13 protein-coding genes are annotated in these 15992 nt (G+C 67.0%); 11 read left to right on the top strand and 2 right to left on the bottom strand.

Features of this window, described 5'->3' with window-relative positions; genetic code table 11:
• The first annotated feature begins 23 nt into the window (after positions 1-23).
• Positions 24-1118, top strand: a complete 1095-nt coding sequence (locus tag RPR59_RS02745; protein ID WP_313916434.1) for a glycosyltransferase family 4 protein — start codon at positions 24-26, stop codon at positions 1116-1118.
• 15 nt (positions 1119-1133) lie between these two features.
• On the opposite strand, the gene RPR59_RS02740 is transcribed toward RPR59_RS02745, so the two are convergent.
• Entirely contained in the window at positions 1134-2264 is a 1131-nt protein-coding gene (locus RPR59_RS02740; RefSeq protein WP_313916432.1) for a glycosyltransferase family 4 protein, read from the bottom strand.
• Positions 2265-2415: 151 nt separating this feature from the next.
• Between RPR59_RS02740 and RPR59_RS02735 the strand changes: the two genes are divergently transcribed.
• From RPR59_RS02735 to RPR59_RS02690, 10 genes are all read left to right on the top strand, one after another.
• The gene (locus tag RPR59_RS02735; RefSeq protein WP_313916430.1) at positions 2416-3594 is read left to right on the top strand and encodes a glycosyltransferase; all 1179 of its coding nucleotides are present in this window, start codon (positions 2416-2418) and stop codon (positions 3592-3594) included.
• 117 nt (positions 3595-3711) lie between these two features.
• Positions 3712-6003 (top strand): GumC family protein, encoded by a 2292-nt coding sequence (locus RPR59_RS02730; RefSeq protein ID WP_313916427.1) that lies wholly within the window; start codon positions 3712-3714, stop codon positions 6001-6003.
• Entirely contained in the window at positions 6000-6761 is a 762-nt protein-coding gene (locus RPR59_RS02725) for a helix-turn-helix transcriptional regulator (RefSeq protein ID WP_313916425.1), read from the top strand. Before RPR59_RS02730 ends, RPR59_RS02725 begins: the two co-directional genes overlap by 4 nt.
• A 5-nt stretch (positions 6762-6766) precedes the next feature.
• Positions 6767-7681, top strand: coding sequence for a thiamine pyrophosphate-dependent dehydrogenase E1 component subunit alpha (locus RPR59_RS02720; protein WP_313916423.1), 915 nt, complete (start codon positions 6767-6769; stop codon positions 7679-7681).
• Positions 7672-8598, top strand: coding sequence for an alpha-ketoacid dehydrogenase subunit beta (locus tag RPR59_RS02715; protein ID WP_313916421.1), 927 nt, complete (start codon positions 7672-7674; stop codon positions 8596-8598). The genes RPR59_RS02720 and RPR59_RS02715 overlap by 10 nt, the downstream gene beginning before the upstream one ends.
• A 17-nt stretch (positions 8599-8615) precedes the next feature.
• Positions 8616-9800 carry a PglD-related sugar-binding protein gene (locus RPR59_RS02710; RefSeq protein WP_313916419.1) on the top strand — a complete coding sequence of 395 codons (1185 nt, stop codon included), beginning with the start codon at positions 8616-8618 and terminating at the stop codon, positions 9798-9800.
• Between the two features lie 17 nt (positions 9801-9817).
• On the top strand, positions 9818-10924 hold the full coding sequence (locus tag RPR59_RS02705; protein WP_313916417.1) for an acyltransferase family protein: 1107 nt from the start codon (positions 9818-9820) through the stop codon (positions 10922-10924).
• Between the two features lie 78 nt (positions 10925-11002).
• Entirely contained in the window at positions 11003-12232 is a 1230-nt protein-coding gene (locus RPR59_RS02700; protein WP_313916415.1) for a multidrug effflux MFS transporter, read from the top strand.
• Between the two features lie 82 nt (positions 12233-12314).
• Positions 12315-12656 carry a DNA primase gene (locus RPR59_RS02695; protein WP_313916413.1) on the top strand — a complete coding sequence of 114 codons (342 nt, stop codon included), beginning with the start codon at positions 12315-12317 and terminating at the stop codon, positions 12654-12656.
• 50 nt (positions 12657-12706) lie between these two features.
• Positions 12707-13099 carry an acyl-CoA thioesterase gene (locus RPR59_RS02690; RefSeq protein ID WP_313916411.1) on the top strand — a complete coding sequence of 131 codons (393 nt, stop codon included), beginning with the start codon at positions 12707-12709 and terminating at the stop codon, positions 13097-13099.
• A 151-nt stretch (positions 13100-13250) separates the two neighbouring features.
• On the opposite strand, the gene ppc is transcribed toward RPR59_RS02690, so the two are convergent.
• Positions 13251-15926 carry a phosphoenolpyruvate carboxylase gene (gene ppc / locus RPR59_RS02685; RefSeq protein ID WP_313916409.1) on the bottom strand — a complete coding sequence of 892 codons (2676 nt, stop codon included), beginning with the start codon at positions 15924-15926 and terminating at the stop codon, positions 13251-13253.
• Positions 15927-15992: the final 66 nt, after the last annotated feature.

Raw genomic sequence — 15992 nt, 5'->3', positions numbered from 1 at the left:
GCTTCCCGTTCAGCGGCGACGCCGTGGGCGGCAGCCACCTGTCGGTGCTGGGCCTGCTGCAGCGGCTCGATCGCGACCGGTTCGACCCGCTGGTGGTGGTCCCGCGCGAGGACGGCAAGATCGCACGTCTGTTCCGCGAGGAGAATATTCCGGTCGTCAGCCCTTTTGGCTGGACCGCCACCCCGCATGCCCGGAATGTCGGACTGAACGGTGTCCCGGCGGCACTGGCCAAACTTGTTCCCCAGGTCCGATTCCTTCGGGGCGAAGAGATCGACATCACCCATATCAACGACGGCCGGACGCAGGCCGCCTGGTCGCTGGCGGCGAAACTCGCCGGCACCAGGCTGCTGTGGCACCATCGCGGCAACCCCGATTCGCGCGGGTTGCGCTTCGTCGCGCCGCTGCTTGCCGACAGGGTGCTCAGCGTCTCGCAATTCTCGCTGCCGCGCGGCGGCCTGATCTCCGCGGCCGGACGGGCACAGGTCGTACACAGCCCGTTCGACACCGATATCGCCGTCGATCGCGCGGCCGCGCGGGCAATGTTGACCGGTGAGCTTCGGGCTCCGCCGGATGCGCTTCTGCTGGGGTATTTCGGCGTGTTCCAGGAACGCAAACGGCCGCTGCTCTTCATTGATGCGGTGGCGCGCCTGCGCGAGCTTCGCCCCGACCTGCCCGTTCGCGGTCTGATGTTCGGGGCCGCCGAGGAATCCATCATGGACGATGCCATCCGGCGGCACATCCGCGGCCTGGAACTAGACGAGCATATCGTCGCGATGGGCTGGCGCAGCCCCGGCACGACCTGGATCGCGGCATGCGACCAACTGATCGTGCCGGCGGTCGGCGAACCCTTCGGCCGCACGCTGGTAGAGGCGATGCTGGTCGGGACGCCAGTGGTCGCGACCCGCTCGGGCGGCAATGTCGAAGCGCTTGACAACGGCCGACTCGGCATCCTGGTGCCGCCGGAAGACGCGGATGCGCTCGCCCGAGGCATTCTCGAGCTGGCGCGGGACGGTGGACATGCGCTTGCTGCCCGGGCGAGGGATTCCGCCCGGCACCGCTTCGGACTCGATCGTCACTGCGATCAGGTGATGGCGGTGTACGAGGCCATGCTCGCCTGACCGCGGAATGGCGGGTCAGACCAGCGTCGCCGCGACCATCATGTCCCACTCGGCGGCGATCCGTTCCGGCGCGAACCGTTCGGCGACACCGGGCGCCGCGGCCGCCAGCCGGTTGCGCAGGCCGGGTTCTGCCATCATGCGGGCCAGCGCATCCGCAAGCGCCTCGACATTCTCGCATCCGACCAGCAGTCCGTCGACACCGTCGGTCACCAGTTCGGACGGGCCGAAATCGCAATCGGCCGCGATCACCGGAAGGCCGGCGGCCATCGCCTCTCCCAATACATTGGGAAACCCTTCATAGCGCGAGGCGAGCACGAAAATACCGGTCTCGGCGATCCAGCCGCCGGGGCGCCGGCTGACCCCGCGAAAGGCGACGCGATCCGCCAACCCGTGGCCCGCCGCGCGCTCTTGCAATCCGGCTTCGCACGGTCCGGCGCCCCAGAGGTCGAGCTGCCAGTCGGGGTGCCGTCCGGCGACGAGAGCGAATGCGTCGATCAGCAGGTCGAACCCCTTCTGATATTCCAGCCTGCCGACGCCGACCACCGTTCGCCCGGCCCGCTTCGCGGTCCGCGCGGCACCATAAGGCGCCACCGGATTGGCGATGACGCGCACCCGGTCACGATAGCGCGGCGGAATACAGACCACGCTCGACGCGGTCTGGCAAACGATGGCGTCGGCACGGGCATATGCGCGGTGCAGCACCACCTTCCACAACCAATGCGCCGGTTGACGCCGCGGATTGTTGCGCTCGGCGACCACGACCCTGGCCGGCAGGCGGATGGACGCGCACAGGGTGAGCATATTGACCTTCGTGAGAAAGCTTACGACCAGATCGGGTGCGACCGCCTTCAGCGTCGTGCGCAGCGCAGCGATCCTGCGCAGGGGCGCGGGCGTCATGCGGCCATCGCCGCGTGCCGCGATGCCGAGGCGGATGAAACGCGCCCGTTCCGGGAAGTCGTGAAAGACGGGTTCATCCGCATGGTCGAACGCGATGACCGTCACCTCAGCACCGCCGGCGATCCAGTGCTCGGCCAGCCATGAGACGATACGCTCCGCCCCGCCCGCTCCCAGCGCGGCGATGACGAAGCAGATGCGACGGGGCGCTGGTCCGGCGGAAACCGGCCTGATCGCGACGAATTCGGCCATGGTCGGCAAGGCTGCCAGCGAGCCGCGGCAGGATGAAGCCGGGCATCCGGTCTAGTCCGGAATTGCCGTTGAGCGCCCCCGCGCAATCTGGATTCTGAAGGCCGCGACCGGCAACCGGCCGACACACGATTCCGGCACAGCGGAGCATGCCATGCGGATATTGTCCATTTTCACCAGCTTCACCAATGGCGGCGCCGAAATCCTCGTTTCCAACCTCTCGGGTGCGTTCGCGCAGGCCGGCCACCGCTCTACCGTCGCCGCGCTGAGCCGCGCCGCGGCCGTCGGCAACGACCCCGCGACGGAGCGCGCCATTTGCGAGCGGATCGCGGGCGAAGGGGGGCATCCCCGCATTCTTGCGCTGCGCCGACGCGGCAACCTGCCCGCCGGCGCGCTCGCCGTGCGGCGGTTGATCGCGGAGGAACGGCCGGACGTGATCCATGCCCATACGGCACGGGCGTTGCCGATGCTGTGGCTGGCCGGCGCGCGCTGCCCGGTCGTGCTTACCCATCACAACAGCCGGTTGAGCTTTCCCCCCCTGCTGTTCAGGCTATTCGACCGGATCGTCGACCGCTACGTCGCGATCAGCCACGATTGCGAACGCATGTTCGGCGGCCATGCGAACCGTCCGGTGACGCAGATCGTCAACGCCGCGGGGGCCGGCTTCCTGGCGACCGCGGGCAGGACGGCGCCCGCCGATCCGGCAACCATCCTGGCCGTGGGCGCGCTCACCGAGCAGAAGAACTATGCCATGCTGATCGAGGCCGCCGCGCATCTTCGTCATCGGTGCGGCGCACGGCATCGCTTTCACCTCCGCATCGCGGGCGACGGCGCGCTGATGGCATCGCTGCGGCAACGCATCGCCGCGCTGCAGGCCGGACCGTTCGTGGAGCTTCTCGGCAACCGCAGCGACGTGGCCGACCTGATGCGCGGGGCGGACATCTTCGTGAACAGCTCGCATTACGAAGGCATGCCGATCGCCATGCTGGAGGCGCTGCAATCGGCGCTGCCGGTCGTCGCGACCGATGTGGCGGGTTCTCGCGAGCTGATCACCACCGGGCGCAACGGCCTGCTTGCACGTCCCGACGACCCCGAAGCGCTGGCCGTCGCGCTGTTCGAGCTGTTGTCCCAGCCCGATCTGTATCGCCGGATGTCGGCGGCGGCGCTGGACGAGGGGCGGCGGTACGATCTCGGCACCTGCGCGTGCGCGCACCTGGCGATGTACCGGCAATTGCTTCGGCCGGTGCCGGAACGACCCGCCCGCGCGGCGCTCCGTTTCGGCCGGGTGCAGCCTCTCGCTCCACGAGCCGCGAAATCGGTGCAAAGGGATTAGCCACGATGCGCCGCCCTTCGCTCCCAATAGCTTTTGTCAGTATCACGCATCGCCCGCAATATGGCTGAAGACGCGGGAACAGGTCCGGGCGTCCTCACCTAATATTCGGCGGGTATCGTGACGAGCCTAGCAAAGACCTATCGCTCAGAAGACTTCTACGAAGGCACCGGCCGATCCGAGCATGCGGGCCAGGATCCGGAGATGTACAATCTCCAGGCCCGTTATCTGCAGCGGGTGATCGCCCGTCATCGCTGGCTCATCATCGGCATTGTCGGCATCACGCTGGCGGTCGCCATCCTGTCGCAGATGCTGGCGACGCCGCGCTATCGGACGACCGCCACCGTGCAGGTCGAACTGACCGACGAAGAGGGCGCCAACCAGGCCGAAGCCGCCGCCCGCAACGCCCAGCGTGTCGAAAACGAAGCAAAGATCTATCGCTCGCGCGCCGTCGCCGAACATGTCGTGCGGACACTGGATCTTACCAGCAGCGCGAAGTTCATGGGCGGCGCCGCCAAACCGCCGGACAAGGTGCGCGAAGAGGATCGCGCCGTCGCCACGACCAAGCTGGTGGACTCGGTCCGCATCCTCAACAACGAAAAGTCGGACCTGATCGATATCGAGGTCACCTCCCCCTTTCCCAAGATCGCCACCAGGATCGCCAACCAATATGCCGATTCGGCACAGGCGATGCGCCTCAATCGTCGCGAAGAGCGGCGCAAACAGTTGCTGGCCGGGCTCGACAAGCAGGCAAAACGGCTTGCCGGCGAACTCGCCGCGGCCGAAAAACGCGTCGCGGACTTCCGCCGCGATACCGGCATGCTGGAAGGCGCGGGCGGCTCGGAAGATTTGAGCCAGATCAACCGCGTCGCCGTCGAGACCGCCTCGGCCGAGGGGATGCAATCGGCCATGGCGGCGCGCTCCGCCGGCGTTTCGCGGGCAGCGGGCATGCGCACGACGGCGGGCGCCGCCTCGCCGTTGCTCCAGCAACAGCAGCAGGAATATGAAACGCTGCTCAACGAACGCGCCCGGCTCGCCTCGCTCTACGGTTCCGGTCATCCGGAAATGGTCCGGGTGCAGAACCAGATCGATGCGCTCAAATCCAATATCGACCGGGAAAAGGCGTCGGCACTGGCCGTCGCGCGGGCCCAGGCCAATGCCGAGGCGGCACAGCAGACGCAACTGGCGCGCAGCGAAGCCGCCGCCGCCTCTGCCCGCGCGGGCCGCCTTCAAAGCGAATTGCGCGGCATGCTGTCGAAGGCGTTCCGGAACAACACCAACAATGTCGAACTCGCCCGCCTGGAGCGCGAGGCACAGGTCGCGCACGACGTCTATATGGCGACCCACAAGCAGGCCGAGGAGGTGCGCGCGCTGCTCGGCGTGATCGGCGTCAACTCGACACTGGTGTCGCCGGCGACCGTGCCGACCGATCCCTTCTCGCCGACACCGAAGAAGACGATCACCGCCGCCTTTTTCGGGTCGCTGGTTCTGTCGCTGCTCCTCGTCTTCGCCAAGGAGATCATGGACGACAAGGTGCGCAGCGTCGAACAGGTGCGTCGCTGGTTCGGCCTGCCCACCTACGGGATGTTCCCGCTGATTCCGGGGCTGCGCACGAGTTCGCTGGAGGACAGCCCGGTTCTGCGCGAGCCGCAATCGCTGTTCGCCGAAGTGGCGCGAGCGGTCCATTCGGAAGTGCTCGACCTCGGCCGCGGACACCAGCCGCACACGGTGCTGATCACCTCTCCGCTGCCCGGCGACGGCAAGTCGACCGTGGCGCTCAGCCTGTGTGCCGCGGCGGCGTCCGCCGGGCGGCGCGCGATCATCGTCGACTTCGACCTGCGCCGCCCCGGCATGATGCAGGAGATCCAGCGCCAGTCGGAAGGGCCGGACCTGGTCGAACTGCTGCTCGATCCGGCGCCGCAATTCCTGCTGCCGAATTCGGACCAGGAATCGACCAGTCGCGAGATCGAAACGTACAAGCCGCGGGTCCTGTCGGTCCGCGAACCGGTCCGCGATCCCGCCTCGCTCATCTCCCACCGCCGGGTCGTCGCGCTGATGGCGAACCTGCGCGAGCAATATGACCTGGTGATCGTCAACGGCCCGGCGGCATTGGCGGTGCGCGATGCCCGCACCCTGTCGGAAATCGCCGACCACACGCTGATGGTATTGTCCTGGGGCCGCACCACGATCGACGAGGTCAACGCGACCATGCAACAGATGAGCGGCAAGATCGACGCCGCCGTCTTCGACAAGGTCGATTATGCCGAACATGCCCGCCGCGGCTATGGTGATTCGGTCCAGTTCTACATGGACAGCGCCGCTTACTATACCGGCGACGTACCCCGGCAGACGGGTCTGGCCGGCCGGCTTCGCCGCCTGTTCAAGCGGCCGGCGCGGGTCTGGCAGGGATGAGCCGGGTTGACGGCCTTGCCGCCACGGTTCCCTATGCCCACGCCCGGGTCGATCGACGGGACGATCTGCCGGCGGTGGTCGTGATCGACCGCTCGCCATTCAACCGCAACTGCATCGCCGCCGGCCTGCGCTCCAGCGCCCTCGCCACGCTGTACGATTTCGAACGTGTGGCCGATGTGCCCGAGGGACTGGAGCGCCCGATGCTCCTGTTTCTCGGCAGTTCGAACGATAGCGGCTCGGCATGGTTGGAAACCGAGGTCGACGCCGCACGGCGGCGCTGGCCGGACGGTGCGCGGATCCTGCTGCTGGCGCATGTCGACGGCGATCCGCCGCCGCCGCCCCGGCACCTGTTCGAAAGCTTGACGGCGATCGTCGCCGACGAGCTGCCGTCGGACATGCTGCTGGCCGCGCTGCAACTGGTGCATCACGGCCACGCCGTGCTGCCGGGCACGATCCTGCACGGCCTGCTCGACCACAGCGACACGGCCGGGCCGAACCGCCAGCCGGCGCCGATGATGACCGCCGGCCACCCGCTGTTCGCGACCAGCACCGCGCGCCAGCGCGAGGTCATCCAGCTTCTCGTCACCGGCCTGTCGAACAAGGCGATCGCGAACCGGCTGAACATCAGCGAAAGCACCGTGAAGGCGCATATCCGCGCGATCATGGAATTGCTGGGCGCGGAAAACCGGACGCAGATCGTCGCCCGGGTGATGCGGGTCGAGGCGCCGGAAAACGAGCCAACGCCGACCGGGGGATGAAGCCGATGCACCATTTTGCCGACCTCGTTTCGAACCACGCCGCCGACGACCGGACCTGCGACTATATGCTGATGTCGCTGATCCGGCAGTTCGAGACGAAGCTGCTCGACCTGTTCAGCCAAGGGCTGCTGTCCGGCACGACCCATACCTGTATCGGTCAGGAGGCGAACGCGATCGCGCTGATGGCCGCGATCGACAAGGATATCGACACCGTCTGGTCGAACCATCGCTGCCACGGCCATTTCCTTGCCTATTGCGGCGAGGTGCACCGCCTGTTTGCGGAGATCGTCGGGCGGGCGAGCGGGGTTTGCGGCGGGCGCGGCGGCAGTCAGCACCTTGCATGGCGCAACTTCTTTTCCAGCGGCATTCAGGGCGGCCTCGTGCCGCTGGCCGTGGGAACCGCGCTCGCCGACCGCGACAAGGGCGCGATCACGAACGTTTTTCTGGGCGACGGCACCATGGGCGAGGGCTATGTCTATGAGGGGCTCAACCTCGCATCATTATGGGACTGCCCCGTCCTCTTCGTGGTCGAGGACAACGGCATCGCCCAGACCACGCCGCGCGACCGCGGCGTCGCCGGACGGATCGCCGAGCGCGCGCGACCCTTCGACATCGAATCCGCCTCGGTCCGCTCCACCGATCTTGCCGTTTTGAAACCGGCGGCGCAGGAGGCGGCGCGCTATGTGCGGGAGCGGGGGCGCCCCTTCTGGCTCCACATCGAGACCGTGCGCCTGCGCGCGCACAGCAAGAGCGACGATACCCGCTCCGAGGCCGAACTCGAAGCGCTGCGCGAGCTCGACTGCCTCGACCTGCTGCGCGCCGGGATGAACGGCGAAACCGACCTGCTCGATACGGAAGTCGCCGCCTATCTCGACGCCTGTTTCGACGCGGCGATGAAGGATCCCGAACCATGCGCGTGATCGAAGGCATCAACACCAGCCTGCACCGGTTTCTCGCCGACGACCCGGCCGCCCATATCATGGGCGAGGATATCCTCGACCCCTATGGCGGCGCGTTCAAGGCGACCAAGGGCCTGTCGAGCGCCTTTCCCGGCCGCGTGCTGACCACGCCGATCTCCGAAGCGAGCATCGCCGGCGTCGCCACCGGCATGGCGCTGAAGGGCAAGCCGGTCTGCGTCGAGATCATGTTCGGCGACTTCGTGACATTGTGCACCGACCAGCTCGTCAACCACATGTCGAAACTGCCCTGGGTCTATAACGACCAGATCGCGGTGCCGGTGGTCGTTCGCGCGCCAATGGGCGGCAAGCGCGGCTACGGCGCGACGCACAGCCAGTCGCTGGAGAAGCATTTCTGCGGCGTTCCCGGCCTGACGGTGGTGGCGGTCAGCCAATATTGCGATATCGCCGCCGTCTACGCCGCCGCCTTCGCATCCGGCACGCCGCACCTGATCATCGAGAACAAGCTGAGCTATGCCCGGCGGCTGGAGCAGCGCGACGTCGCGCCGCATGCCGAGCCCGATATCGCGATCGTCACCTATGGTGGCAGCACCGAGGTCTGTGTCGCCGCCGCCGACCGCCTGGATGCGGAAGAGGAGCTGGCCGTCAATGTGATCGAGGTCACGACGCTCTCCCCGTTCGACCGGGACGGGCTGCGCGAGCGGATCGGCGATTGCCGCCATGTCCTGGTCGTCGAGGAGGGGGCCGACGGCTGGGGCTTCGCCGCGGAAGTGTCGCGCGCGCTGATGGGCCTGCCCGGTCTGTCCTTCGCCAGCATCTGCGGCCCGGCCCATCCCATTCCCAGCACCAAGTCCTGGGAGACGGCGCTGCTGCCCAACGAAACGAATGTCGTCGCGGCAGCACTCGACCTCATCCTGTGAGCGGAGAAGCGATCCCCATGCTCGACCGAACATCCACACCGCCCGACGCGGCGCTACGCCGCGCGATCGTCACGATGCCGCGTCTGAACGCCAATGAGGACGAAGCTCGCATCGCCGCCATCGGTGTCGCAGCCGAGGAGGTCTTCGAACGCGACGCCGTCCTGTTCACGGTCGAGACCACCAAGGCGGCGAACGACGTACTCGCCCCCTGTTCGGGTCGGGTGGCGCGCATTCTGGTGCAGGCCGACGACATGGTCGCCGTCGGCGCGCCGGTCTGCGAATTGTGGCTGCCCGGCGACGCCCGCGCGGACGATATCGATTTTCAATGGGCCGACGAGGCCGGCGCTTCGCCGGAAACGGAGTCGCGCGGAAGCGTGCATATCTCCGCCAAGGCGAGGCTGCGCGCCGAACAGCTCGGCGTGGCGATCGAGGCGGTCGCGCCCCGCGACGGACGCGTCCGGATCGAGGATGTCGAGCGTCATGCCGAACAGCACCGGCCGCAGCACGCCACGCCGCCGGGAAAGGCGCCGGCCTTGTTGCAGCGTTACGGCGCCGCATCGGCGGTGATCGTCGGCGGATCGGGGCATGCCCGCGCCGTGCTCGATGCCCTGGGCGATTCCGGTTACACGATCGTCGGCGCGCTCGATGCGACGATCGCCGCCGGCACCGCCGTCACCGATGGTCTTTCCGTGCTGGGCAAGGAAGATCTGCTCGAACAATTGCGCGACCGCGGCGTGCGGACGGCATTCGTCGGCGTGGGCGGGGCGACGTCCAACGCCGTGCGCAAGCGGGTGTTCGAGCGATTGGTCGCCGCCGGTTTTCACCTGCCGCCCATCGTCGCGGCGTCGGCCCGTCTGGGTCGGCACAGCAGCCTGGGAGCCGCCACCTACCTCTTTCCCGGCGCCAATGTCGGGCCGTCGGTCGTGATCGGCGATGATTGCATCATCAACCAGAATGCGGTGATCGCCCATGACAGCGCGATCGGCGATCATGTGCATCTCGCCCCCAACGCCGTTGTCGCGGGCCATTGCCGAATCGGCGACGGCGCGACGCTCGGCATGTGCGCAACGCTGCTCTACGGCGCCGCGATCGGGCGCGACTGCCTGGTCCACAATACGGTCGCGGTCGCTCAGGACATGCCGGACGGAACGGTGCTGAGCCTCGCCAACGCGAGCCGGCACCAGCCGCGCGGCGACCTCTGAGCGACGGAGACGCGGGCGTGGCGACCAGCAGCAGCATAGCCGGGAACGTCGCCCCCCGGATTCGGGCACCGGCGCGGGGAGGCTTCAACCCCGCCGCGCATGGGCTTCGCGGCATTGCGTCGATGATGGTGTTCTGGGCGCATCTGCTGGGTGGGACCGCCGAACACATCTATGCCGACCATGACAGCTATGTCGACCTGGTGCGCGGCCCCTGGAATTTCGGTGTCTGGGGTGTCGAGCTGTTCTTCGTGATCAGCGGGTTCGTCATCCTGCCGAGCGTCATGCGCTATTCGCTGCGCGAATTCGCATTGCGCCGCTTCTTTCGTCTTTATCCGTTGTTTCTGTTCTTCAGCCTTGTCTTCATCGCCATGAACGCCGCGACCAACGCCTATCCGGCGATGAACACGCCGCTGGCGGTCCTCGGCGGGCTGACCTTCCTCAATCTTTTCACGCATACCGAACAACTGACGCCGAACGCCTGGAGCCTGACCTACGAAGTAATGTTCTATGCGCTGGCGGCGATCGGCTATTCCCTGGCCGTGCGCCAGCGCAGCCGATGGGGGGCGGCCCTCGTCGCGATCCTGTCCTGCGCCTTCCTGCTGCGCTATCCGATCGCCTTTTTCTTCCTGGCCGGGGCGCTGGTCAGGATCGCCTATGATGCCGGCATCCGCCCCGCCCCCGGCGTCGCGCGGCCGCTCGAAGTTCTTCTCGGCCTGGTCTGCGTCTATCTCGCCAGCCTTCACCATCTGGGCTATTCGCGCGCCGATATGGCCGAGCCGGTGGCCTGGGCGCTGATGGCGACCACGCCGGCCTATTTCTATCTCGCCATCCAGCCGGACAGCGTCAGCACGCGGCTGTTCCGCAGCCGGGCGATCGCCTATCTGGGCACGGTGAGCTATTCGCTCTACCTGCTGCATCCCTACACTTATTACGGCTTCCGGCTGCTGTTCGATCGCATGGGCTGGTTCACGCAGGACTGGCTCTGGTCGATGGCGCTCTTCTTCGCGGTGACGACGCCCGTCACGCTCGCGCTGACGCATGTCGTGCACAAGGCGCTGGAGATCGCGCCCTATCGCCGGTTCTTCCATCAGCGCATCTATCGCGGCGCGGCAGGCGGGGCATAGCCCTGCCGATCGGCTTTACCGCATCGCAGCGAAAATACGGTGACGCCGGCGCCGGCTTCGGGCAAGGGAGCGGGTGCCATGGATCAGCAAGCCCGCGTTTCGCTGGATCGCCCACCGACCCCCTTTGCCGAGTTCGTCGCCCTCGTCGCCGGAATGATGGCGCTGACGGCGCTCGGTATCGATTCCATGCTGCCGGCGCTTCCGGCGATCGGCGACAGCCTTGCCGTCGCCGATGCCAACAGCCGCCAATTCGTCATCACCGCCTTCCTGCTCGGCTTTTCCTTCGCCCAGCTCGCCCACGGCCCGCTGTCCGATCGGTTCGGGCGCAAGCCGGTGCTGGCCATCGCCTTGTTCCTGTACGTCGCGACCAACATCGTCGCCGCCTTCGCCGGCAGCTTCGCGCTGCTGCTCGCCGCCCGCGCGGCATCGGGGGCGGCGGTGGCCGGCGCGCGCGTCATTACCATCGCGCTGGTGCGCGACTGTTTCGCCGGACGCGCCATGGCGCGGGTAATGAGCCTCGCCTTCATCGTATTCATGGCCGCCCCCGTGCTCGCCCCCAGCTTCGGTCAGCTCGTGCTGCTGGTGGGAAGCTGGCGCATCATCTTCGCCGGGATCGCGAGCGTGTGCGCCCTCATCCTCATCTGGTTCCTGGCGCGCATGCCGGAAACGCTGGCACCGGAACATCGTCTGCCGCTCGATCCGAAGCGGTTGCTGCGCGGCTATCGCACGGTGCTCGCGGATCGGTATGCGGTGGGCTATACCCTCGCCGCGGCGCTGCTGTCGGGCGGCCTGTTCGGCTTTATCGGGTCGGTCCAGCAGATCATCTTCGACGTCTTCCACGCGCCGCATCTGCTCGTCGCGGTGTTCGCCACCGTTGCCGGCACGATGGCGCTCGGCAGCTATTTCAACGCGCGCATCGTCATGCGGTTCGGCACGCGCCTGATATCGCATTCCGCCTTGACGGGACTGATCCTGCTCGCCGCGATCCACCTGTCGGTGGCCTGGCTGGGGTGGGAGACCATCGTCACCTTCGCCATCCTGCAGGCGCTGATGATGGCGTGCTTCGGCCTTGCCAATTCCAACTTCTCGTCCATGGCGATGGAGCATATGGGCGCGATCGCCGGCACTGCGTCCAGCCTGCAGGGCTTCGTCGCGACCTTGGGCGGCGCGGTGATCGGTGCATGGATCGGGCAGGCGTTCGACGGCACGACGGTGCCGCTCTATCTCGGCTTCCTGATCTGCGGCGTGCTCGCTATGGCCGTGATCGCGCTCGCGGAGCGCGGCCGGCTGTTCCACCCCACGCAATAACGCTTTCGCGGGAACGCCCGGCCCCCTTCGCCGTTCGACCGATAGCAGCAAGCTCGCTGCGAGACGAAAGTAGAGGTTTGCAATGGGCGGCCATCAAGTGCCCGAACAAGGGCCCAAGGACGACGGCTATGACGAGCGCGGCTATGACGAGAGCCAGCGCGCCGAAATCCTGGAGACGACGCGGGACGGCAGGCATCGGGGCGGCATCACCACCGATCTGAACCCCGATCTCGGCGATCCGGAAGAGGACGAGGAATCCGAGGACATGCTGGAAATGACCGACAGCGACTATGGCGAGGAAGCCTATGACGCGCGGCACGACCCGCAGGACCGCGACGAGGACGAGGTCCAGGCCGATTACGACGACGATCAGGTCGATCGCGAAACGCTGAGCCCGCAGGACCGGGATTCGCTCGAACCGTGATTCGGCGCGACGGCGTTCCCATGGCGTGAGCGGAGCGCTATCCCGTCACCATGACGCCGTTCACGCAACAGATCACCGCCCGCGCCGAGGACATCGACGAACTGGGCCACGTCAACAATGCGGTCTGGGTGGCGTGGATCCAGCAGGTCGCGATCGCGCACTGGAACGCGGTCGCAGCCCCCGATCACAGAGCGCGCTACATCTGTGTCGTGACCCGGCACGAGATCGATTATCGGGGCAACATGCGCGAAGGCGAGACGGTGGTCGCCGAAACCTGGGTTCCGGAAGCGCCCAAGGGCGCGCGGTTCGACCGCCACATGCGCTTCCTGGGTGGCGACGGGAAGGTGAAGGTGGAGGCGGTGACGACCTGGGCGATCATCGACCGGGAGACCGAACGGATCGTGCGGGTCCCGGACGAGGTCGCGGCGCCCTTTCTGGGCTGATCAGAGGTTGAACAGAATGCCCGTCGGCAGGATGCAACCCAGCCACGGGACGATCAGCGCCGCCGGAAGATAGAGATGGCGGCGCCCTCAAGCGGTGCGTGCGGTCGCGAAAGGCTGGCTTCGGCGCTCGCCTTGGCACGCAATTCGTGGCTCAACCGCTGTTGCGCAGCGCCGTCGCGATCGCGTTGATCGAAAGGAGGATACCCTCGTCGATGCGCGGATCGTCCTCGCCCGCGCGGTGGCGCTTGAGCAGCTCCACCTGGAGCAGGTTGAGCGGTTCGATATAGGGCAGGCGCAAGAGGATCGAGGTTTCGAGCTGCGGATGTCGTTCGAGCAGACGGGTCTGGCGCGTGACGGTCAGCAGCCCGTCATGCGTCTGCTGCCAGCCTTCACGGATACGGCCGAAGACGTGGTCGCGAACGCCCTCGTCCTCGACCAATGCGGCATAGCGCGCGGCGATGCCCATGTCGGACTTCGCCAGCACCATTTCCATATTTTCCAGCGTCGCGGCGAAAAGCGGCCAGCCCTCGGCCATTTCCCGCAGCAGCCCCTTGTCTTCGAACTGCTGGATCGCCTGGCCGACGCCGTACCAGCCCGGCAGCATCACACGCGCCTGCGCCCAGGAGAAGACCCAGGGAATGGCGCGCAGATCCTCGATCGCGTCCGATTTCTTGCGGCTGGCCGGGCGCGAACCGATCTTCAGTCCGGAAATCTCCGAAATCGGCGTCATCTGGCGGAAGAAGGTGCGGAAGCCCTCGGTGTCATAGACGAGGCCGCGATAGGCCTTGAACGCGGTGTCGGAAAGCTGGTCCATCGCGTCGGCGAACCGCTCGTAATCGCCCTGCGACAGTTTCACCGGCTCCAGGCTCGCCATCAGGGTCGCCGAGGCCATGACTTCGAGGTTGGTCTTCGCGCTCGCCGGCGTGCCGTATTTGGCGGCGATCACCTCACCCTGTTCCGTAATGCGGATGCGGCCCTGCACGGTGCCCGGCGGTTGCGCCCGGATCGCCGAATAGGCCGAGCCGCCGCCCCGTCCCACCGCGCCGCCGCGGCCGTGGAAAAGCTGCATGCGAACGCCGGCTTCCTCGAACACCGGCGCCAGCGCCGTCGACCCGCGCGAGAGCTGCCAGGTCGAGGTGAGATAGCCGCCGTCCTTGTTGGAATCGGAATAGCCGATCATCACTTCCTGATAGCCGCGCGACCGATTGATCGCGGCGATTTCCGGCAGCGCGAAATAGGTGCGCATGACATCGGGCGCTGCTTCCAGATCGGCGACGGTCTCGAACAACGGCACGGCCATGACATGGGCCACGGGCGTATCGCCCGGAACATAGAGCCCTGCTTCCTTGAGCAGGAGGTTCACCTCGAGCAGGTCGGAAACCGAGCAGGCCATCGAGATGATGTAATTGTCGATGCAGCGGCGCCCGTATTTCGCATGGGCACCGGCGGCGGCGTGCAGGATGGCGAGTTCCTTCGCCGTCTCGTCCGAATATTCCGCATAGGGGCTGGTGAGCGGGCGCGCGCTGGCCAGTTCGCGGCGCAGCAGCGCGACGCGCGCATCTTCGTCGAGCGCGGCATAATCGTCCTCGACCCCGGCACGGCTGAGCAGTTCGGAGACGACGCGCTCATGCACCGCCGCGTTCTGGCGCATGTCGAGCGTGGCGAGATGGAAGCCGAAGGTCTCCACCGCGCGGATCAGCCGTCCCAATGCGCCGCCCGAAGATAGCGATTCGCCGCCCTTCGACGCGAGTGCGCGGGCAAGCTTGACGAGGTCGTCGCGCAATTCCTGCGGGTCGCCATAGGCTTCGCCGGCGAGCGGAGCGGGGCGCGGCGGCTTCTTGCCCGCCAGCTTCTCGTGGGTCGCGGCCACGCGCGCATAGATGCCCGAAATCGCGCGGCGATAGGGCTCGTCGGCGCGGCTGGCGGCCTCGTCGCCGCTGGCCTCGGCGAGATCGAGCACCGCCTGGTCGACATCGGCATGGAGTGTCGAGATCGACAGTTCGGCGCCGAGCGCGTGGAGTTGTTCGAGATAATCGCCGAGCACCGTCTCGGCCGCGCGGGCGAGCGCGAATTGCAGCGAGTCGGCGGTGACGAACGGATTGCCGTCGCGATCGCCGCCGATCCAGCTTCCGGGGCGCAGAAAGCTGGGCACGCGTTCGCCCAGCGCCCGGTCCCAGCGGGCGTAGAGCGCAGGCAGTGCCGGCAGAAAGACGTCGCGCAGATAGGACAGTGCCGTTTCCACCTCGTCCGCGACATACAGCTTTTCGCGCCGCAGCACGCGCGTCTGCCACAGGAGCGCGATCTGGCGGACCAGCGCTTCGTCGACCTTGTCGCCGTCGGGCGTCTCGTCCAGCCCGCGGTCCTTCATCGCCATCAGTTCGGCGATGCGGTTCTTGTGGTCGATCATCGACTTGCGCCGCACCTCCGTCGGATGTGCGGTGAGCACCGGCACGACCAGGCCATGCGCCAGCAGATCGAGCACCGCCTTGCGGTCGATGCCGTCCGCATCGAGCCGTTTCAGGGCATGTTCGACATCGGCATCGGGTTCCGTCGCGACGCCCTGCCGGTCCTCGGCCAGGTTGGCGAGCATCGAGAACAGCATGAAACCGCGCGTGAAATCCAGCATCTCATCCAGCGTCAGCCGGTCGAGGCCGGGATCGATCGCGTCGGCACCGGCAACCCCGCGATGCCGATCGACCGATGTCGCGCGGATATATTCAATCCGCTTGAACAGATCCTCGCCACCATAATCGCGGATGACATCACCCAGCAGGCGCCCGAGGAAGCGGATATCGGGATTGTTCGTGATCGAGGGATTGCTAGCCATGGAAAGCGTGCTGCACTGCACCGCACGATCCGTCAACCGCACCCGCGGTCGAACGCACGGAAGTTA

The organism is Stakelama saccharophila (assembly GCF_032229225.1).
Lineage (GTDB): Bacteria > Pseudomonadota > Alphaproteobacteria > Sphingomonadales > Sphingomonadaceae > Sphingomonas > Sphingomonas saccharophila.
The sequence above is the reverse complement of the archived record's forward strand: the minus strand, read 5'-3'. Positions and strand labels throughout refer to the sequence as shown.